Origin of the sequence: Citreicoccus inhibens, assembly GCF_019039035.1 — a bacterium.
Taxonomy (GTDB): domain Bacteria; phylum Myxococcota; class Myxococcia; order Myxococcales; family Myxococcaceae; genus Citreicoccus; species Citreicoccus inhibens.
This window is the reverse complement of record NZ_JAHNZT010000005.1, coordinates 217,020-236,541: the sequence shown is the minus strand read 5'-3', so window position 1 is coordinate 236,541 and position 19,522 is coordinate 217,020. Positions and strand designations below refer to the sequence as shown.

Annotated in this window: 19 protein-coding genes; 9 read left to right on the top strand and 10 right to left on the bottom strand. The window is 70.5% G+C overall.

The window, feature by feature from the left end:
- Window positions 1-27: 27 nt before the first annotated feature.
- Both KRR26_RS09370 and KRR26_RS09365 read left to right on the top strand, forming a co-directional pair.
- Window positions 28-606, top strand: coding sequence for a carboxypeptidase-like regulatory domain-containing protein (locus tag KRR26_RS09370; protein ID WP_199723829.1), 579 nt, complete (start codon window positions 28-30; stop codon window positions 604-606).
- Window positions 607-658: 52 nt separating this feature from the next.
- Entirely contained in the window at window positions 659-1,015 is a 357-nt protein-coding gene (locus KRR26_RS09365) for a helix-turn-helix transcriptional regulator (RefSeq protein ID WP_120207599.1), read from the top strand.
- Between the two features lie 40 nt (window positions 1,016-1,055).
- On the opposite strand, the gene KRR26_RS09360 is transcribed toward KRR26_RS09365, so the two are convergent.
- The 8 genes from KRR26_RS09360 to KRR26_RS09325 all read right to left on the bottom strand — a co-directional run bounded on the left by KRR26_RS09360 (window position 1,056) and on the right by KRR26_RS09325 (window position 9,558).
- Window positions 1,056-2,441, bottom strand: a complete 1,386-nt coding sequence (locus KRR26_RS09360; protein ID WP_217079634.1) for an aminopeptidase P family protein — start codon at window positions 2,439-2,441, stop codon at window positions 1,056-1,058.
- Between the two features lie 84 nt (window positions 2,442-2,525).
- Window positions 2,526-2,903 carry a response regulator gene (locus KRR26_RS09355; RefSeq protein ID WP_199723828.1) on the bottom strand — a complete coding sequence of 126 codons (378 nt, stop codon included), beginning with the start codon at window positions 2,901-2,903 and terminating at the stop codon, window positions 2,526-2,528.
- A 456-nt stretch (window positions 2,904-3,359) separates the two neighbouring features.
- Window positions 3,360-3,695 (bottom strand): HPF/RaiA family ribosome-associated protein, encoded by a 336-nt coding sequence (locus tag KRR26_RS09350; protein WP_120207593.1) that lies wholly within the window; start codon window positions 3,693-3,695, stop codon window positions 3,360-3,362.
- A gap of 244 nt (window positions 3,696-3,939) precedes the next feature.
- On the bottom strand, window positions 3,940-5,379 hold the full coding sequence (locus tag KRR26_RS09345) for a DUF2079 domain-containing protein (RefSeq protein ID WP_199723827.1): 1,440 nt from the start codon (window positions 5,377-5,379) through the stop codon (window positions 3,940-3,942).
- An 89-nt stretch (window positions 5,380-5,468) separates the two neighbouring features.
- Entirely contained in the window at window positions 5,469-6,470 is a 1,002-nt protein-coding gene (locus tag KRR26_RS09340; RefSeq protein ID WP_120207591.1) for a zinc-dependent alcohol dehydrogenase family protein, read from the bottom strand.
- 157 nt (window positions 6,471-6,627) lie between these two features.
- Complete coding sequence (locus KRR26_RS09335) at window positions 6,628-7,464, bottom strand: GIN domain-containing protein (RefSeq protein WP_120207589.1); 837 nt, start codon at window positions 7,462-7,464, stop codon at window positions 6,628-6,630.
- A 60-nt stretch (window positions 7,465-7,524) separates the two neighbouring features.
- Window positions 7,525-8,940, bottom strand: a complete 1,416-nt coding sequence (locus KRR26_RS09330; protein WP_120207587.1) for a hypothetical protein — start codon at window positions 8,938-8,940, stop codon at window positions 7,525-7,527.
- Between the two features lie 123 nt (window positions 8,941-9,063).
- Complete coding sequence (locus tag KRR26_RS09325; protein WP_120207585.1) at window positions 9,064-9,558, bottom strand: hypothetical protein; 495 nt, start codon at window positions 9,556-9,558, stop codon at window positions 9,064-9,066.
- Window positions 9,559-9,712: 154 nt separating this feature from the next.
- On the opposite strand from KRR26_RS09325, the gene KRR26_RS09320 reads away from it, so the two are divergent.
- The 7 genes from KRR26_RS09320 (at window position 9,713) to KRR26_RS09290 (ending at window position 16,685) form a co-directional block, all read left to right on the top strand.
- A complete protein-coding gene (locus tag KRR26_RS09320; RefSeq protein WP_120207583.1) occupies window positions 9,713-10,243 on the top strand; it encodes a pyridoxamine 5'-phosphate oxidase family protein in 531 nt (176 codons plus the stop codon).
- 506 nt (window positions 10,244-10,749) lie between these two features.
- Window positions 10,750-12,084 carry an inositol-3-phosphate synthase gene (locus KRR26_RS09315; RefSeq protein ID WP_120207581.1) on the top strand — a complete coding sequence of 445 codons (1,335 nt, stop codon included), beginning with the start codon at window positions 10,750-10,752 and terminating at the stop codon, window positions 12,082-12,084.
- Window positions 12,085-12,097: 13 nt separating this feature from the next.
- Window positions 12,098-12,991, top strand: coding sequence for a phosphatase PAP2 family protein (locus tag KRR26_RS09310; RefSeq protein WP_233577204.1), 894 nt, complete (start codon window positions 12,098-12,100; stop codon window positions 12,989-12,991).
- Window positions 12,984-14,225 (top strand): GtrA family protein, encoded by a 1,242-nt coding sequence (locus KRR26_RS09305; RefSeq protein ID WP_120207578.1) that lies wholly within the window; start codon window positions 12,984-12,986, stop codon window positions 14,223-14,225. The genes KRR26_RS09310 and KRR26_RS09305 overlap by 8 nt, the downstream gene beginning before the upstream one ends.
- Window positions 14,215-15,201, top strand: a complete 987-nt coding sequence (locus KRR26_RS09300; protein ID WP_120207576.1) for a hypothetical protein — start codon at window positions 14,215-14,217, stop codon at window positions 15,199-15,201. Before KRR26_RS09305 ends, KRR26_RS09300 begins: the two co-directional genes overlap by 11 nt.
- An 11-nt stretch (window positions 15,202-15,212) precedes the next feature.
- Complete coding sequence (locus KRR26_RS09295; RefSeq protein WP_217079633.1) at window positions 15,213-15,797, top strand: protein-tyrosine phosphatase family protein; 585 nt, start codon at window positions 15,213-15,215, stop codon at window positions 15,795-15,797.
- Window positions 15,798-15,995: 198 nt separating this feature from the next.
- A complete protein-coding gene (locus KRR26_RS09290) occupies window positions 15,996-16,685 on the top strand; it encodes a HoxN/HupN/NixA family nickel/cobalt transporter (protein ID WP_158611517.1) in 690 nt (229 codons plus the stop codon).
- A gap of 21 nt (window positions 16,686-16,706) precedes the next feature.
- Here KRR26_RS09290 and KRR26_RS09285 read toward each other — a convergent pair whose 3' ends face one another.
- Window positions 16,707-16,964, bottom strand: coding sequence for a hypothetical protein (locus tag KRR26_RS09285; protein ID WP_120207571.1), 258 nt, complete (start codon window positions 16,962-16,964; stop codon window positions 16,707-16,709).
- Between the two features lie 3 nt (window positions 16,965-16,967).
- Window positions 16,968-19,445 (bottom strand): efflux RND transporter permease subunit, encoded by a 2,478-nt coding sequence (locus KRR26_RS09280; RefSeq protein WP_217079632.1) that lies wholly within the window; start codon window positions 19,443-19,445, stop codon window positions 16,968-16,970.
- Between the last annotated feature and the right edge of the window lie 77 nt (window positions 19,446-19,522).

Sequence of the window (19,522 nt, the reverse complement as noted above, 5' to 3'; positions counted from 1 at the left end):
TAGGCTCGCGCCTGGGGAGACATTCACATGGCAAACGTTCACGACCACCGCCGCTGGCTCCTGCCAGCCCAATCCACGGATTGGCTCATTGTGTCATCGCTCGACACGGAGGCGCGGACCCCAGAACGAACCCGCGTCCCTGAGGTCTTCGTCACCTCGTACCTGGACCGGTGGCTCTCCACCCCCGTGGCTCGAACACTGGATGCCATGTACGAGACGCTGGGTGGCCACCGCCCCCTGGGGCTGACCGGACTGGAGCGCAGCCGCTACGAGCAGCGATTGAAGCACCGCCTGGAGGAGGCCTTCGCCCGAGGGGAGCTGGTGGCGCTCCAGGTGGACCGCCCCACGCTCGTGCCCCCCGCCTGGCCCGCGCCGCCCCGGCAGAAAGCGGCGGAAGATGCCCCGGCGGAGCTGACCTTCCTGGCCATCGAGCTGAAGGACGAGTCCGGCAAGCCCGTTCCCCACGCGCGCTACGTCGTGACGCTGCCGGACGGCAGCAAGCGCGAAGGCACGCTCAACGCAAACGGTCATGCCCGCGAGGACAATGTCGTCCCGGGCCAATGCCAGGTCTCCTTTCCAGAACTCGACGGACAGAGCTGGAGTTGAGGGGGCCCCGCCAAGCGCGTGGCCCGAGGTTTGGGCTAGTGTCCGCGGCGCCATGGACGCCTCGGACAACGAGCGGTTGACCTCGCCCGCATGGACGTTCCTCACCAACCACGCGCATGTCTTGCTTTGCATCGCGGCAGACCCGGAGATTCGTCTCCGAGATGTCTCCGAGCGCGTGGGCATCACCGAGCGGGCCGTACAACGCATCGTCAGTGACCTGGAGGAAGCGGGGTATCTGCTCCGCGCACGGGAGGGACGGCGCAACCACTACACCGTCCGCGGAGATCTGCCGTTGAGACACCCGGTCGAGCAGCACCACGACGTCTCGGTGCTCCTCGCGCTGGCCACGCCCCCGTTGGAGGCGCGGCCCGCGCGGGCAGCCCATCAGGTGGGGCGCCCGATGCGCTGAGCCCCGTGCGGGACATCCCGTCCGCACGCGGCGCGGGGGCTCAGGCCGAGCCCGCCCGCATCGCGGCTTCCACGTCCGCGAGTTCCTTCGGAATGGCCGCGGTCAACACCTCCTGGCCCTGCTCCGTCACCAGCACGTCGTCCTCGATGCGGATGCCGCGCACGTCCGAGAACCGCGCGAGCACGTCGCGGTCCAGGCGGTCCTTCGCCACGTCCATCAAGCGCGCATCCGACAGGATGGCGGGCACCTGATACACGCCCGGCTCGATGGTCACCGCCATGCCCGGCACCAGGTCTCGGTCCAGGCGCAGGTACGCGAGCCCGAACTCCTTCGAGCGCGTGCGGCCCGGCGCGTAGCCGGCGCGGTCGCCCAGGTCCTCCATGTCATGCACATCCAGGCCCAGCAGGTGGCCCACGCCATGGGGGAACAGCCGCGCGGTGACGCCATCCGCCACCAGTTCCTCCGCGTCCCCGCGCAGGATGCCCAGCGCCAGGAGCCCCTCGGCCGTCGCGCGGTGCGCGGCCAGGTGAACGTCGCGGTAGCGCACGCCAGGACGAACCGTGGCGATGGCCGCCTTCTGCGCGCGCAACACCACCTCGTACAGCTCGCGCTGCGTGGTGCTGAAACGCCCGCTCACCGGCCACGTGCGCGTCACGTCCGCGGGCCAGCCCCCCGGGCTCTCTCCGCCCACGTCCGCGAGCAGCAGGTCCTGGGGCTGCATCATGTGGTGATACTTCACGTTGTGCAGCACCTCGCCGTGCACCGTGACGATGGGGTTGTAGGCAGGCGCCACATCGCGCGCGAGGAACTCGGCCTCCATCGCCGCGCGCACCACGGACTCGCGCAGCCCGGGCCGCGTGGCCCGCATGCCCGCCAGATGCGCGGCGCACGTGACCTCCGCCGCCTGCCGCATCTGCGCGACCGCCGCGTCGTCCTGCCGCAAGCGCAGGGCAATCATCGCGTCCGCCAGCGGCTCGTCTCCAGGCGCCAGGCGCCCCGGCTTCACCTCGCGACCGAGCAGCTCCGCGAGGTCCAGACACGTCTCCAGGTGCGGCGTGGGCAGCGTGGCCACCAGCCGGCCGCGCAGCGCGGCGGGCAAGGCGGAGCGCGGCTTCACCGGACACGCGAGCGCCACGGAGATCTCCGTGAAGGAGGGCACCGCGCCATCCCACAGCACGTCGTCCGCGGCGGGCTCGGGCAGATACAGCGTCCACGTCTGGCCGTCGTAGAAGGCCATCGCGTCCGGCAGCCCCGGACCGAACAGGTAGAGGAAGTGGCTGGACGCCCGGAAGGGGAACTGGTGTGCGGCGTAGTTGCGAGCACGCGGGCGACTGGAGGCCAACAAGGCCGCGGTCCCTCCCAGGGCACGGGCAAGCAAGTCACGGCGCCGCAGGAAGGCGGCACGCTCGGTAGCATCGGGCAGCATCGAATCTCCGTTGAGTCAGCAGAGCGGCTGGCCCCGAAACACTACCCCACGGGCTTCATTTCGAAGATTCGAGCGCGGCGACCCTCACAGCGCGTGCGAGGGCAACAGCTTCAGCAGGAACGCGAGCAGCTCATCGAAGCGTCCATCCTTGCGGAACAGCGCATCCGCGGTGGGCGACAGCCTCGCGTCCTCCTTGCCGGTGACGAAGACGACCTTCGCCTCGGGCATCACCTGGCGCACCAGCGGCACCAGCGCGCTGCCCACGCCATCTCCCAGCTCCTGGTCCAGCAGCACCACGTCGATGGCGCGCGGACGCTGCAAGAGTCCCGCGGCCTCGCGAAACGAGCCCGCGGTGATGACCGCGAAGCCCACGTCCTCCAGCAGCTCCGCGAGCGCCAGCCGGATGAACTCATCGTCCTCCACCACCAGCAGGCAGCGGCCCATGGCCCATGACGCATCCATCACTTGCCTCCCTTCAAGAAGACGCCGCCCACGCACTTCGCCGCGGGCCATTGCCCACGGCGCGCGGCGAGGGATGGAAGGGGAGGGAATCCGGACGCGCGGGGCGCTCCGAGGCGGGCGGGGAACACACGCCGCTCCCTGGCGCGACACGCTCAGCGGAACGGTGGGAGGGGTGTCAGGGCCGCCGCCACGTCGAGCGCGACCGCCGCGTCATGCCCTGCCAGGCCGTGAGCCCGCGCGCACTCCTGGACCCGTCCCCGCGTGGGGGAGACGGGCGCCCGGGGCCGCCGCGGCCCCTCGTTGGCTCCGCCAGTGTAGCGTCGCGAGCGGTGAGACGGGACCCGGGCCCCGAGCGCGAGTGTTCAATCTCCGTCGGATGCGCGCCGGAAACAGCGCGGCCGCGCCACCGCCCCGAGCGAACAGGAGCGGCGCGCGGCCAGCGGGGTGACGCGACCTTCAGCGGCGATGGCCGTGCAGGGAATCTGCGTAGTGTTGGAGTTGGCGGCGCGCGGCGTCGAATGCGGCGCTCACGGCCTGGTAGGCATCCACGTGGGTCGTGCGCTCGTGCGAGTCGTTCCCCACCACGATGTCCTTGCCCGGGACGTGGAGATCCACGCGCACGTGAAACGGATTGCCTTGCTGCTTGTGGCGGTGAGGCTCCTCCACCACGACGTGGCACCCTACGATTCCATCGAAGAACTGCTCCAGCTTCTCTGCGTGGTCACGGATGTGCTCGCTCAGGGCATCGCTCGTCGCCATACCCCGGTAGGTGATTTGCAGCGCTCGGTTCATCGTCCGCCTCGGATGGGGCCCCGCGCGGGGCCGGTTTGCACCGTCTTCCCAACGCCTTCGCGACCTGCGAATGCCTCACTCTCTGAAGGGCGGCGGAAAGTGCCACCGCCTTGTGACTCAGCATATAATGGCTCGCACGGGCCTGCGCAGGGCCCGCGCGCAACCGACGCGAATTCGCACGGGCCGCCACGTCACGGCGGCACGCAGCGAGCCGTCTGGCCTCGCGCCGCGCGATGTCTGTCCTTCAATGGCTGACGGTGAAGTGCCCTCGCGCGAGGAAGACGTGCGCATCGTCGATGAGCACCTCGGCGCCGGGCTCGCCACGCCACAGCGCGATGAGCGCCGCCATGCGCTCCGGCGTGACGGGCAGGATGTTCCCCGCCGGGGGCTTCTCCACCAGCACCCAGTCGTAGACGAGCGAGCCCTCGGCCTGCGGACCGCCCACCGCGTAGACCTCGTCGCGCGTGACCAGGTCCGCCACCAGGTTGCCGCCCAGCAGCGCGCGCCCCTCCGAGCGCGACGCGAGCACGTCGAGTCCTCGCCGCACGCTGGCGAGCCGGAGCGCGTCCGCCGGGCACACGCGAGGGAAGGACTCGGGATGGGTGAGCGTGCGCAGCCCGTCCCGGAAGTTCACCTCGTTGGTGGTGATGAGCAGCACCGCGGTGGACACGAGCACCCACGCGGGTGGCCGGCGCGTGCGCACGAGCGGCAGCAACGCGAGCACGCCCAGGGCGAGCACCGGCGCACCGTAGTGCTCACGCCACGCCATGGCCGCCACGCGGATGGCCACCAGCGGCAACAGCATCAACAGCCACGGAACATCGGGCTTCCACTGCTCGCGCCAGGCCCACACGCCCAAGGGAACGAAGAGCAGCAGCAGCGTGCCCATGCGCCGCAGGTGCCACGGCGCGAAGCGCGAGTGCAGATACGCAAGCCAGTCCTGGCCGGGCGCGGGCAAGAGCCGCCCGCGGTAATCCACCGTGGGTCCCCACCACCAGGGCCTCACGACCATGACGAAGAGCAGCCACGCCGCCGACAGCGCGAACACGCTCAGCGCGAGCCGCCGCTCCCCGCGCCACCACAGCCCCAGCGCCAGCATGAGGCCCGCGAGCGGGAACTCCTCCTTGCACGCGAAGAGGAGCACCAGCGCGAGCAGCATCACGCCGGACTTGCGCAGGTGATACGCCACGGCGAGCAGCACGCACGGCAGCACGGACCACGTGGTCGGGTGGATGGGGAAGACGAGCGCCTCGACGATGCTCGTGTTGAGCAAGAGCAGCGCGCACAGGAACGCGGTGGACACGCGGTCCAGCAATCCCCGCGCCTGCATCCACACGAGCGGCGCCACCGACAGCGACACGAAGAGGGCCTCGGCCAACAGCCCCGCATGCAGCGGGGAGAGGAACACACCCAACGGGCGCGCCAGCCAGAGGACCGGATCGAAGTGGTCGTTGAAGATGAAGACCTGACGCGCGCTGAGCCAGGGGTTCGGCTCGCGCAGGGACAGCCGCGCCAACGCTTGCGTGTAGATGCCCAGGTCGTAATGCGTGAAGCAGTGCCGCGCGGCCTGGAGCCAGACCGGCGCTACCACGCACACGGACCACGTCAGGAAGACGACCGGCAACGCCAGCATTCCCAGCCAGCGCGTCACATGAGACGTCCCGGAGTCGGGCGAGGATGACATGGAATTCCACGGGGTGGGCCCCCCATGGCGCCGCTCCCCCGGCGCTGCTCTATCGCGTCCCGCTCGGCGGCGCCACTGGGCGCCCGGCGCTACTCGGGAACCTCCAGCACGGCCGCGCCCTTCACCTGTCCGTGACGGAGCGCGGCGAGCGCCTCGTTCGCGGCGGCCAAGGGAAACACCTGCACCTGCGTGCGCACCGGCACCCGCGGCACGAGCGCCAGGAAGTCCATGGCGTCCATCCGCGTGAGGTTCGCCACCGAGCGCACCTGTCGCTCCTCCCACAGCCACGCGTAGGGGAACGAGGGGATGTCACTCATGTGGATGCCGCCGCACACCACCACGCCGGACTTGTCCACGGCGCGCAGCGCGGCGGGTACCAGCGCGCCCACCGGCGCGAAGAGGATGGCCGCGTCCAGGGCCTCGGGAGGCAGCACGTCCGAGCCGCCCGCCCACGCCGCGCCCAGCTCCCGGGCGAAGGCCTGCCCGCTTGAGTCCCCCGGGCGCGTGAAGGCATACACCTCGCGGCCTTGATAGCGCGCCACCTGGATGAGCATGTGCGCCGCCGCGCCAAAGCCATACAGGCCCAGCCGCTTCGCGTCCCCCGCGAACCGCAGGCTGCGAAACCCGATGAGCCCCGCGCACATCAGCGGCGCGGCCTCGACGTCCGAATAGCCCTGCGGCAACGGGAAGCAGTAGCGGTGGTCCGCCACGGTGTATTCGGCGTAGCCCCCGTCGATTTGATAGCCGGTGAAGCGCGCTCGGTCGCACAGGTTCTCGCGCCCGGACAGGCAGAAGCGACACTCGCCGCAGCTCCACCCCAACCACGGCACCCCCACCCGTTGCCCGAGCGGAAATGCCCCCGCGCCCGGCCCCGCGTCCACCACCGTGCCCACGATTTCGTGGCCCAGAATGAGGGGCCGCTTCGCGTCGGGCAGCTCGCCATCCACCACGTGCAGGTCCGTGCGACACACGGCGCAGGCCGACACCCGCAAGAGGAGCTGCCCTGGCCCTGGCGTGGGAATCGGCCAGCGCTCCTCGCGCAGGGGCTGCCCTGGCTCCGGGAGCACCATCGCGCGCATCGTGCCAGTCATCGCGTCCCACCTCCCGCCCGACCCTCGCCGGGCGCGCGCACGAGGATAGGAGTCACGCGCCGAGCGCTCGCGCGCACCGGGTGGAGGTCCGTCCACCACGGGACGCCCGCGACGTCAGGTGGCCCGCGCGCGTCGGCTGGGACACGCGCGTCTGGCCTCAATGGCGGACGAGCTTGCCGCTCCCGCTCACGCGAACCGTTCGCACCGCGGCATCGCCCCACAGCTCCACGTTCCCCGACGATCCGATGAAGACGTCGACCGAGCCGCCCTCCGCCCGCGCCCGCACCCCACCTGAGCCCTCGGATGACAGGTCCGCGTTCGTCGCCCGCATCGCGGTCGCGTCCAAGTCGCCGCTGCCGCCCACGCGGGCGCGCAGCTGCTGGGCCTCACCCTGGAGCGTGATGCCGCCCGAGCCGCGCGTCTCCGCCTCCAGGCTCCGCGCCAGCCCGGACCAGCGCACGTTGCCCGAGCCCGACGCGGTCAGCGACACCGACTCCGTCACCGCGCCCTCGGGCGCGCACAGCGTCACGCTGCCCGAGCTGGACAGCTCCGCGGTGAGCGAGCGCGCCGGGCCGCAATAGCGCAGATCCCCCGAGCCGCGCGCCACCAACCGCACGTCCTCCTCGCGCGTCAGGTCCCCCACCGTCAACGTCCCCGAGGAGACCAGCGTCGCGCCCAGGAAGCGGGGCAGGCCCACGCTCACCACCCCATCACCGCGGAACGAGAGCGGCCCGCCGCTGTCGATGATGAGCGTGTCGCCGTCCACCCACGTCTCCAGCTCATCCTGGAGCTGGCGCTCCAGTGTCACGCGGACCTCGGCGCGCGCGGCCTCGTGGACCTCCACCCGCATGGACGTGCGGTTCTCCACGCGGGTGAAGCCCTCGAGCGAGCGCGACTCGGTGACCTTGAAGCCGTCCTCCTCGTCGTCCACGTGGAGATGACAGCCCATCAGCAACGCGGCCGCGACGGCCCCCACCCCCGTGAGCTTCCACATGCGCGACTCCCTTTCCTGGCAATGCGCCAGGGGAACACCGCGCACATGAAAAGCTGTCACTCAAATCTGCACGCCCAACAGGAAGCCCGGCCACACGCGCACGGTGGTGCGTCCGTTGTCAGACACGTTCTTCCACTCGGGCCCGATGCCCAGCTCCTCCCAGCGGTCGCTGCCGTGCATGGTCACCAGCGTGTTGCCGGTGATGCCGCCAATGAGCGCGAAGCGCCGCGCCACCTGCCACCCGCCCACGAGCCGGAGCTGGCCGAGGATGTTCTCGCCGTCTCCATCCTTGAACAGCCGATCATCATGGACGCTGCTGCCCATCACATCCATGTCGATGAAGAAGCGCTCCATGGGGATGTGCGCGCCGAAGGCCGCTCCCAGGAGGTAGCGGCGGCGGCGCGTGTCCGAGCCCGGATTGAAGCCCACGGTGAGCAGCGTGTACAGGTGCTTGCCCCCGAACTTCACCGCCGCGTTCATCGCCGCCAGGTCGCCGCCCCAGAGCTGGAGGTTGCCCTGGCCGTTGCCAACGAAGCTCATCAGGCCCACGGACTCGCCCTCGGACTCGCGCGCCACGTTGATGACCCCGAGCTGCAGTCCGTCCACGCGCCCCCCGACGTTGACGATGCCCACCTGCGCGCCGTCGATGTCGCCGCCCACGTTGATGATGGAGAGCTGGGCGCCGTCCAGCTTCCGCGCGGAGCTGACGCCCGAGGACATCTGGAGCCCTGTCATCTCCTGAGCGACGTTGAGGCCCGCGGTGGCCTGGAGGCCGCGGAAGGTGGCACCGGCGATGTTCGCGCCCACGCCGAGCTGCGCGCCCACGCCGCCCGCGCTCGCGACGTTCGCGCCCGCGCTGAACTGCGCGCCATTCATCAAGCCACCCGTGATGTTCGCGCCCACGCCGAACTGGGCGCCCTCCATCCCGCCGCGCACCACGTTGATGCCCGCGGACTGCTGGATGCCGACGAGGTCCTGCGTGGCCACGTTGGCGCCCACCGCGAACTGCGCGCCAGACACCGGCCCGCGCGACACGTTGGCGCCCACCGTCATCTGCACGCCGGACAGGCCCGCCTCCACCCAGTTGGCGCCCAGTGACGTCGCCAGGCCGTTCACCCGCTTCGCGTGGGTGGCCAGCAATCCGAGCGAATAGTTGGTCACCACGTTGCCGGTGTGCATGCCCGCGGTGCTGATGTTGGGCAGCAGCGTCAGGCTGATGGGCACGTAGACTTCATCCGGCGTGGCCTGGGCGCTCGTCGCCACCGCGGGCGCGGCGGACGGCGCGGCCACCGTGCCGGCCCCCGTCGTCGCGTCCACCAGCGGCGCGGGAGACAGCGGAGCCTGCGCCACCGGAAATTCCGCGGGAGCGCTCACGCCCTGCTCCGCGGCAGGCGCGGCCGAAGCCTCCTCGGCCCTGGCCGAGACCGCGACCACCGCCGCCATCACACCCGCAACCACCGAAATCTTGCGCTTCATCGCCGGGACCTTCCTGAACAGAGACGAGTGGGGCCGTGTCGCCGCCCCTCGCGACAGGAAACACCCGTCCCTTGCGGAACTGTCACCGCGCGGATTCAGACCTCGCGCCCGAGGCCCGGACGCTCAGAGCTCCGGGTCCGGCGTGTAGTCGAGCTCCCCGCTCGGCGCGAGCACCAGCCCCGTGCCGGGCTCGCCCGCCTCGTCGTCGCGGCCCACCTCGAGCGTCTCCTCCTCGGTGTTCCACTGGCCCAGGTAGTACTCGCCCCCCGCGTTCATGCACGCGCGGCCATCCGACACCACCGTCTCCACCACTTCCTTCTTGTCGCTGGTGAGCCGGTAGAGGGTCCACGTCTTGCCCTCCTCCCGGAAGCCGCCCACCAGGTCCTTCAGCTCGGCGTCGCGCGGCTCTCCCCCCACCGTCAGCTCGCGCTTCCACTGGCGAGGCTCCTTGGCGGGCTGCCGCTGCTGCCACGCGCGGGCCAGCTCCACCAGCTTCTCCTCCGCCGCCGACTGCTGCGCCTGCATCTCCGACGGCAGCTCGATCTCCTCGAGCGCCAGCAACGCCGTCTCCAGTTGCAGCGCCTTGAGGCTCCACTCGTTCCACGCCGTCTTCAGCATCCGTGTCGCTCCTTCAGCGTCATCCCCGGCCGCGCGCCCGGGAGCATCCGGGCACGCACCTATCACACCGCCCGCCCGCCCTGGCTCCGACCGGGCCCGGGCTCGCTGCCGCCCACCTCCCCGCTGCGCACCTTGAGTGCACAGGGAGGCAGCCATGGCCAGTCAGCAGAAGGACCCGCGAGACGCCCTCGACCACCTCGATGCCCTCATCCAGGAGATGCGCGTGGCCATGATGACCACGGTGGAGGAGGACGGGAGCCTGCGCGCCCGGCCCATGTGGACCCGGGGACGCGACGCGGACGGCTCACTCTGGCTCTTCACCCGCGAGCACGCCTCCAAGGTGGGCGAAGTCTCGCACGACCACCACGTGAACCTGTCCTACGCGGACGCCGCGCGCGAGCGCTTCGTGTCCCTCAGCGGCCGTTGTCAGCTCGTGCTCGACCGGGACAGGGCCCGCGCCCTGTGGAGCCCCGCGCTCCAGGCCTGGTTCCCCCAGGGCCTGGATGATCCAGAGCTGGCCCTCTTGCGCGTCTCCGTGGAGAAGGCCGAGTACTGGGACGCGTCCACCCGCCGCAGGGTCCACTGGGCCAGACGCGTGCGGGCCGCGCTCAACGGACATGGCTCCGACGAGGCCGGCGACAACGCGCGCCTCACCTTCGACGACCGCGGCGCGCCCATCTCCTGAGTCGTCCGCCGCGCGACGTCCGCCACACGACACCCGGCCTCGCCACCGCCGCGCCAGGTCCAGCGCACCGGGCCCACGCCGCGGGGAGGCGCGCTGCTCTTTTTGCGCCCACTCATGGCCGGGTGCTCTCCAGGCAACGGATCTCACCGGGGATCCGCGAGACGGACATCGCCCCCCAGAAACCCACGTCTCGTGTAGATCCGTTGGACGCGCGCGCCCTCGCTCCCTCATGGGTGGGGGTGGCGCCGCCAACCTGATGTTTCTCTGACAGCCGCGTTCGTCCTGGCTTGTAGCTGGGCACTCCGTGCGCCATTCACGTAGCGACCTCCGTGGTAACGAGGCGCCGGACTGCACATGACGTTGAAGTCACGAACGCTTTAGAGTATCAACCATCCGCATTCGAGATTTTCCGCATTCCCGCCCAGCGAAGCCTGCGCGGTGACTGTGGGCGCAGGTCATCTAACGGGGCGGGCTCAGACTTCCGCTCTTTTTGAAGGAACCAGACGATGGAGACCAAGAAGTCGGTGTCGAAGCCCGAGGGCAAGCTGGCAGTGCTCATCCCGGGGCTGGGCGCGGTGTCCACGACGCTCATGGCGGGCGTGGAATTGACGCGGCAGGGCAAGGGCGCCCCCATCGGGTCCCTGACGCAGATGGGCACGGCGCGCCTGGGCAAGCGCACCGACGGCCGGACCGTGAAGCTCAACGAGCTGGTTCCGCTGACGGAGCTGGGCGACGTGGCCTTCGGGGCCTGGGACATCATCAGCGAGGACGCGTACCAGGTGGCGGTGCGCTCCGGCGTGCTGAACGACAAGCACCTGGAGCAGGTGAAGCCCTTCCTGCAGAGCATCAAGCCCAAGAAGGGCGTGCATGACGCCGAGTTCGTCCGCCGCATCGAGGCGAACCACGTCAAGGCCACCAAGACGCACCGCGAGAGCATCGAGGCGCTGCGCCAGGACATCCGCGACTTCAAGAAGGAGCTGAACGCGAAGCGCGCGGTGATGGTGGTGTGCAGCAGCGTGGAGACGTTCCGCCCGATGCCCGCGGCCTTCCAGTCGCTGGCGAACTTCGAGAAGGCGCTGGACGCGAACAGCCCGGACATCAACCCGACGGCGCTCTACGCCTACGCGGCCATCAAGGAGGGCGTGCCCTTCGCGAACGCCACCCCGAACGCCAGCGTGGATACCCCGGCGCTCCAGGAGCTGGCCAAGCAGGAGAACGTCCCCGTCGCGGGCCGTGACCTGAAGAGCGGCCAGACGATGATGAAGACGGTCATCGCCCCCGCGCTCAAGGCGCGCATGCTGGGCCTGGAGGGCTGGTTCTCCACCAACATCCTGGGCAACCGCGATGGTGAGGTGCTGGACGATCCCGCCGCCTTCAAGGCCAAGGAGGTCACCAAGTCCAGCGTGCTGGACACCATCCTCCAGCCGGAGCTCTACCCGGAGCTGTACAACAAGTACTCCCACAAGGTGTCCATCCACTACTACCCGCCCCGCGGCGACGCGAAGGAGGGGTGGGACAACATCGACATCTTCGGGTGGCTCGGCTACCCGATGCAGATCAAGATCAACTTCCTCTGCCGCGACTCCATCCTGGCGGCGCCGCTCGTCCTGGACATCGCGCTGTTCCTGGACCTGGCCAAGCGGATGGAGTGGCGCGGCATCCAGGAGTGGATGTCGTTCTACTTCAAGAGCCCCATGGCCCACCCGGGTCTGCCCGTGGAGCACGACCTGTTCATCCAGCTGACGAAGCTGAAGAACACGTTGCGCGTCGTCGCGGGCGAAGAGCCCATCACCCACCTCGGCCTCGACTACTACGGGGATGACCTCCCAATCGCCCGCTAGACCGAGCGCGTTCATGTGGCTCACCACCGTCATGGCGGTGGGCCACCTGGCGTTCGTGACCGCCGCCGGGCGGCTCCGGTGGGAGCACGCCGTGGTGGATCTGCTCGTCGTGGGGCTGGCCTGGATTGGCCCCCGGACGCGGCGGTTCCTCCGCGGCGGGTTCCCGCTGTGGCTGTCCGGCATGCTGATGGACAGCCAGGGCCTGTGGTTGGGTTGGCGTGGAGACATCCACACCGGGGACTTGTTCACCCTGGATGGTCGGGTGTTCCCCGCGCCCGCGGGCGCCGCCAACTGGCCCGCGTACCTGGCCGAGCGCAGCCATGTCGTGCTCGACCTGTTGTGTGGATTTGGCTACGCGACGTACCTCTTCGAGGTCTTCGCGGTCGTCATCTTCTTCTTCGTGGCGAAGCATCCGCGCTTCGAGCAGTTGTGCTGGAGCTTCCTCGTGGTCAACGTCGTGGGCGTGGCCACGTACATGCTCTATCCGGCGGCGCCACCCTGGTATGTGCTCACGCACGGCCTGGGCCCGGCGGACCTCGCGGTGGCCCCGAGCGCGGCGGGCGCGGCCCGCTTCGACGCGTTCTTCGGCATCCAGTACTTCCACAACTTCTACTCACGCAACCAGAACGTCTTCGGCGCCATGCCCTCCCTGCACTCGGCCTATCCGGTGTTGGTGTTGTGGCACACGTGGCACCGCGGGCCGTTGTGGCGCGTGGGCGCGGGGCTGTTCTCCGCCCTCATCGCGTTCTCCGCAGTCTATCTGTCGCACCATTACGTCCTGGACGTGACCGCTGGCATGACCGCCGCGCTCCTCGCCTGCATGGCGGTGGAGCTCGCGTTCGCCCGCCAGCTGGCGCCGGTGCCTGTACCGGTGCCCCTGACTCCTGGAGGAGACACCCGTGCATGACAACCTCCTGGCGTGGCTGACGGGCGACCTGTCCCCGTCCGCCCGCATCTGGTCGGCGCTCGCGCCGGCGCTGCTGGCCTGTTGTTACTTCCTGGGCGGTCTCCTGTTGTTCTGCGTGCGGTGCGCCTTCAAGGGCATCCCCCGCGACGCGGAGACGCTCACCCGCGGCAAGACCGTGCTGGTGGGCTTCTTCCTGCGGCACTACTTCTTCTGGGTCATCCAGCCCCTGTGGCAGCTGCTCCTGCGCTCGGGGTTGCCGGCCAACGCGCTGTCCATGCTGTCCGGCCTGCTGGGGGTGTCCTCCGGCGTGGCCGTGGCGGCGGGGCGCTTCGCGCTCGGCGGCTGGCTGTTCCTCATGGCCGGCATCCTGGACGTGATGGACGGCCGCATCGCCCGGACGCGCAAGGAGGCCAACCCGGCCGGCGCCGCGCTGGACTCGGTGCTGGACCGGTATGTCGACTCGGCGATGCTGATGGGCTTGGCCTGGTACTACCGGGACACCTGGGTGCTCCTGCCCGCGCTGGTGGCCTTCCTCGGCTCGTCGCTGGTGCCCTATGTCCGGGCGCGCGGCGAGGGCCTGGGCGTGAGCGTGCGCGACGGCGCCATGCAGCGGCTGGAGCGCGTGCTCTTCCTCGGCGTGGGCACGGCGCTGTCCCCCATCCTGGAGGCCATCTTCTGGCCCGAGCACAAGCACCCCATGCACTGGCTGGCGGTGGCGGGGCTCGTCTTCGTGGCGGTGATGAGCAACGTCACGGCGCTCTCGCGCTTCCGCAAGCTGGTGGAGGCACTGGCGCCCAAGAAGCCGCAGGCGGCGCGCTCGGGCGTGGCGCTGGTGGGGCTCAACGCGGCGTCGGGCGCGGTGGCCACGGCGGTGGACTTCGCCGCGGTGCTCGCCATGGTCGAGTGGGGCGCGATGTCCCCCGCGTGGGCCACGGTGGCCGGCTGTGTGCTCGGGGGCGTGGTGAACTACTCGCTCAACCGCGTGCTGACCTTCCGCAGCAGTGGAGCGGTGGCGCCGCAGCTGGCGCGCTACACGGTGGTGAGCGCGACGAGCGCGCTGCTCAACGCGGGCGGCGTGGCGCTGATGACGCTGCACCCGCAGCTGGCCTACACGCTTGGCTGGTGGGTGGTGCGCGGGGTGGTGTTCTTCGCGTGGAACCTGCCCCTGCAGCGCGACTACGTGTTCAACGACGCTCCGGACGCGCTGCTGGAGCAGCGCCCCCATGCGGCGTGAGACGCGGCTGTCGTCGCTGCTGCTGGCCGCCCTGCTCGCGCTCGCGGGCACGGCGGCTCGCGGCGCGGCGCTGGAGCCCACGTTCTCCACGAACGACAACTACGGCGAGAGCTTCACGTTCATTGGCGACCTGGACGACGGCGGCTTCGTCCTCGTGCAGCTGTCCATGACGAACATCGGGCCCGGCTCGCGCACCGGCATCTGCCGGGCGACGGTGCTGCGGCCCGGTCAGCGGGCCTGGACGCCGCAGAATCGCGTGGGCGGCAAGCAGTGGCGCTATGACGCCGCCACGTCCACGCTCCAGGTCGGTGATTGCTGGGCGCGCTCGAGCGCCACCGGGACGCAGGTGGAGGCGCCCCTGGACGGCGGCCGCGTGACGCTGACGTATGACGCGCCGCTGTCGCCCCGTTCGCCGGACGGCTCCGTGGTGGAGGTGGGCAACGAGCGCTACCGCCACGAGGTGCTGGTGGCCACCAGCCCCGTGAAGGTCACCCTCCAGCCACCCAAGTCCGCCGAGGAGACGCTGACGGGCGGCGGCTACGCGGACCACACCCGCTCGACGATTCCGCCCGCGAAGCTGGCGCGCCGCTGGGTGCGCTTCCGCGCGCTGCGGGGCGGCCAGCACCTGGTGCTGCTGGCGCGCGAGGGCCAGGACGGCGAGTTCGGCCCCGTGTACTTCTGGGAAGAGGGCCAGGCGCCGCGCCGGCTGGAGTCCTTCACGCTCAACCGCGAGGGCACCAAGGAGCGCAGCGTGTGGCGCGCGGAGTTCACCGGAGACGACGGGCACATGGCCATGGCGCTGCGCTCCACCTCCATCCTCCAGCGCAACGCGCCGGTGGAGCAGCTGGGAATGCTGGCCGGGCTGGTGCGGCCGGTGGTGGGCTCACCCGTGACGTATCTGCACCGCGGCGTGCTGGAGCAGGCGGGCAAGACGCCGGTGCAGGGCTTGTTGGAAGTGACGCTGGAAGGCGAGTAGGAGCGCGGGGCGTGAGCGAGTCGCTGCTGCGGTCGGTGCACCATGTGCCGGGAGTGCGAGGCTGGGTGCGCAAGCAGGTGCTGCGCGTGGTGGCGCGCGGCGTGGAGTGGACCACCAAGCTCCCCGGGCGGCGCGCGTTGAACGTGTCGCGGGTGAATGCGTGGCTGCACGTGGGCGGCTCGGTGCCGCGCTCGCGGTACGCGGAGCTGAAGGCCCAGGGAATCACCGCGGTGATTGACCTGCGCGCCGAGCGCCAGGATGACGCCGAGGCGCTCGCGGCCCTGGGCATCGATTTGCTGCACCTGCCCGTGACGGACCGCTACCCCCCCTCGGTGGAGCAGCTGTCGCGCGGCGTGGAGTGGGCCCTGCCCCGGCTGGACGCGGGGGGGGTGCTGTACACCCACTGCGAGCACGGCGTGGGGCGCGGGCCGCTGATGGGGCTGGCCGTCATGGTGGCCCGAGGCTGGGACGCGCCAGACGCGTACCGGGCGCTGCGCGAGGCGCGCTGGCAGGCGACGCTGAACGACCGGCAGCTGCGCGGGCTGGCGGACTTCGTGGCCGGCTGGACGGCGCGCGAGGCGGGCCGGGCCGCGTAGGAGGACGTGCGCGGGCGCACGGAACGCCCGCCGCCGCGTTGACACCACCGGCAAGGCTGGGTAGGCACGAGTCCAGCCACCCAGCGCCTCGATGGCGGCCCGCGCGACCCCTCGCGGACCGTAGAGTGCGCCTCCCGGGTGGCGCGCATGGCCCCGCCCCGCTGGAGGCACCCTGGGCCACGCACGAGGCGACGACACATGCTGGCACTGCTGGGTGGCTGTCTCTTGGGACTCATGCTCGGGATGCGGCACGCGCTCGAGCCCGACCATCTCGCCGCCGTCTCCACGCTGTCCGTCGAGCGCTCGCGCCCGCTGCGCGAGAACCTGATGCTGGGCGCGGTGTGGGGCGCGGGGCACACCCTGGCGCTGTTCGTGGTGGGCGGGACGCTCGCGGCGCTGCGCACGCAGATGCCTCCGCAGGTGGAGCAGGGCCTGGAGCTGTGCGTGGCCGTCATGGTGGCCACGCTGGGACTGCGCGCGCTCGTGCAGGCCTTCCGCGAGGGCACGGGCGGCGCGCCCGTGCCGCACCACCACGGCGCCACGGAGCACACACACGCGGGCCACGCCGAGCACGTGCACGTGGGACGCTGGACGCTCGCGCGGCGCCCGCTGCTCGTGGGGCTGATGCACGGGCTGGCCGGCAGCGGCGCGCTCACGGCCCTGGTGCTGGCGGAGCTGCCCACCGTGGGCACGCGGCTGCTCTACATCTTCGCCTTCGGGTTGGGCTCGGTGGCCGGCATGGCCGCGCTCACCGGGCTGGCGGGCCTGCCACTGCGGCGGCTGGCGGGGAACGGGAGCGCGCGGGCCGCGGTGCTGGGGCTGGCCGGCGCGCTCTCGGTCTTCATCGGGACGTGGTGGGGCTGGGAAGCCGTCTCCCACTGGAGCTGAGCACCCTGCGGGTGCCCGGCCTCAGTTCCCGGGCAGCCGCTGGTCCGGCGGCACGCCCGAGGGCAGGCGGTCATCCTGCGACGTCGCCGTGGGCCCCTTCGAGCACTGGCAGACCTCGCAGCCGCGCTTCTTGTCCATCGAGCACTCGACCGCCGTGAGGCAGAAGCGGTCCTGGGACTCGGGGCACCGCGCCACCTCGCGCGGCCGCTCGTGGACACAGCCTGTCCACAGCAGGCCCGCGGCCACGCACCCCAGGACCCGAATGGGCAGGGCGCGCATGGCTCAAGCCTCCGGTGTGGTGGCGGGCTGCTCGGGGTGCTCCGGCACGCCCCCGTGCTTGCGGCGCCAGCGCTCGACGATGAGCAGCAGCGACGGGAAGCCCAGGAGCACGATGAGCATATTCACGCCGAAGCCCAGGTTGGCCAGGTCACCAATCGAGTTGAGGCCCGGGTGCTTGGCCATGATGAGGGCGAGGAAGCCGATGGCGCTCGTCAGCAGACCGCCGGTGATGGCGCGCCCCGTCTCGGCGTAGACCGAGACGAAGTCCGCGCCCGGTTCTCCCAAGCGCTCCACCAGGTGCACGCCCGCGTCCACCGTGGTGCCCACCAGCACCGGCAGCACCACGATGTTCAGGTAGTTGAACTCCAGACCCAGCAGCGACATCAGGCCCACCAGCGCCGCGATGGACAGCAGCGTGGGCAGCATGCAGATGAGCGCCGTGCGCAGCCGGCCCATGGTGACCCACATGGCGGCCATCACGCTGAGCACCGCGGCGGCCAGGATGCGGGGACCCTCGCGCGCGACCATGTCCAGGATGTCCGCGAGGATGAGCGCCTCGCCGGCCGCCGACACGCGCGTGCCGTCCGGCAGCGACATGTCGCGCACTTCCTTGGCGAACTTCCGCGTGCCCGCGCCGTCCGACAGGCTGATGCCCGCGTACACCAGCACCACGCCGCCGGTGCTGCCATCCAGGCTCTCGAACTGGTGGCGCACGCCCTCGGGCATGTCCGCCTGGGTGAAGGGCCTGGCCAGCGACATGCGCTGCGCGCGCTCCAGGTCCGTGCGCGTCTGGCCCTTCAGGTGGGCCGCGTCAATCTTCCCCAGCTTGGACGCGATGGCGTCCAGGATGACCTGCTTCTCCGCCTGCCGCGTGGGGACCAGGTCCTCCAGCGCGCCCACGAAGTCGATGGTGGAGTCCTTGCCGCGCGACTGCTTGCGCGCCTCCAACTGGCGCACGACCTCGCGCTCCATGTTCTGCGAGTCGGTCAGCACCACCACCGGCGTCTGCGAGTAGCCGAGGATGTGGTTCACCTTCTGGTCCAACTGCACGGAGGGCAGGCTCACGTCATCCAGCTTGGACATGTCGTAGTTGAACGACACGCGCCACGCCTGGCTGATGAGCGCCAGCGAGCCCACGCCCACCACGATGGCCACGCCCCGGTAGCTGCGCGGCAGCCAGCGCGCCAGCATCGCCATGGGGCCACCGGACGCGTGATGCACCTTCGGCATCCAGTTGAAGCGCGCCGCCAGCCCGAGCAGCGCCGGGAGGATGAGCACGTACGTCAGCACGCTCACCACCATGCCCACCGCCGCGATGACGCCGAACTCACGGAACGCTCGGAACTCGGACAGCGAGAGGCTGAGGAATGTCAGCGCCGCCACCAGCGCGGAGATGAGCGCCGAGTAGCCGGTGTGCCGGAAGGTCTCCTCCACCGCGTCCTCGGAGGTCGCCCCCTCGGCGCGCAGCGCGCCATAGCGCCCCAACAAGTGGATGCCGTGCTCCACGCCCAAGCCCCCCAGCACCGCCGCGAGGAACGCGGTCAGCAGGTTGACCTGGCCGTACATCAGGCCCACGAAGCCGTAGGTCCACGCCAGGCCCGCCATCACCGGGGCCATGGAGAGGCCCACGGACACGCCGCTGCGGAAGTGGAAGATGAGGTAGAGGACCAGCAGCACCATGGCCACCGTGCCCGTGGTCGCCAGGTCGTTGGAGATGACGCCCTGTTGATCAATCTTCTTCTTGAACGTGCCGGTGATGGCCGTCTTGAAGCCGGGCCCGTACTTGGACAGGTCCTGCTTGCCGAGGAAGTCCTCCACCTGCGCGATGACGCGCTTGGAGTAGCTCAGGTCCGCGGAGCTGCCCTTGGGCTTGAGCATCATCACCACCATGCGCGACTTGGCGTCCAGGTAGTAGAGGTCTCCGCCCCCGGACAGGCGCGTGTTGGCGCGGCCCGCGTACTTGTGCTCGATGTCGGAGAAGTCCAGCGACGGCGCCGGGGAGTCATCCAGCCGGACGAAGAGCGGGTTGGCCTGCTCCTTCTCCCACGCGATGCGCGAGTCGATGCGCTCCTGCACCGCCTTCAGGTCGTCCACGTCCAGGTAGTAGAGCGCGTGCTCTTCGAAGAAGGCGCGCGGGCGCTGCGCGTTGACGTAGCGGATCTCCGGCAGCTTCGCGAGCTGCGGGGACATGTCGTCCACGAAGCGCTTGAGCGCATCCGCGTCCGCGCCCATGCCCACCACCACCACGTTGCCCTGCCCACCGAAGCGCTTGCGCAGCTTCTCGATGTCCTGAACGCTCTGGAACGACTTGGGGAGCAGTCCCACCAGGTCCGCGTTGAGTGACAGGGATTGGGCGAAGTACCCACCAATCGCCGTCAGGACCAGCGCCACGAGCAAGGCCCGCCAGGGCCTCTGGTGGCTCCGGGCAGCTGTCTTGCCCATCGCCGCCTGGAACCGCTCGGACCAACGCATCTCAGCCATGTTGCGACACCCGCTGTGTTGACTTCCGACCGAAAAAAGGCGGCCCACCTTGGGCACGGCCAAACCAGGGAGTCAAC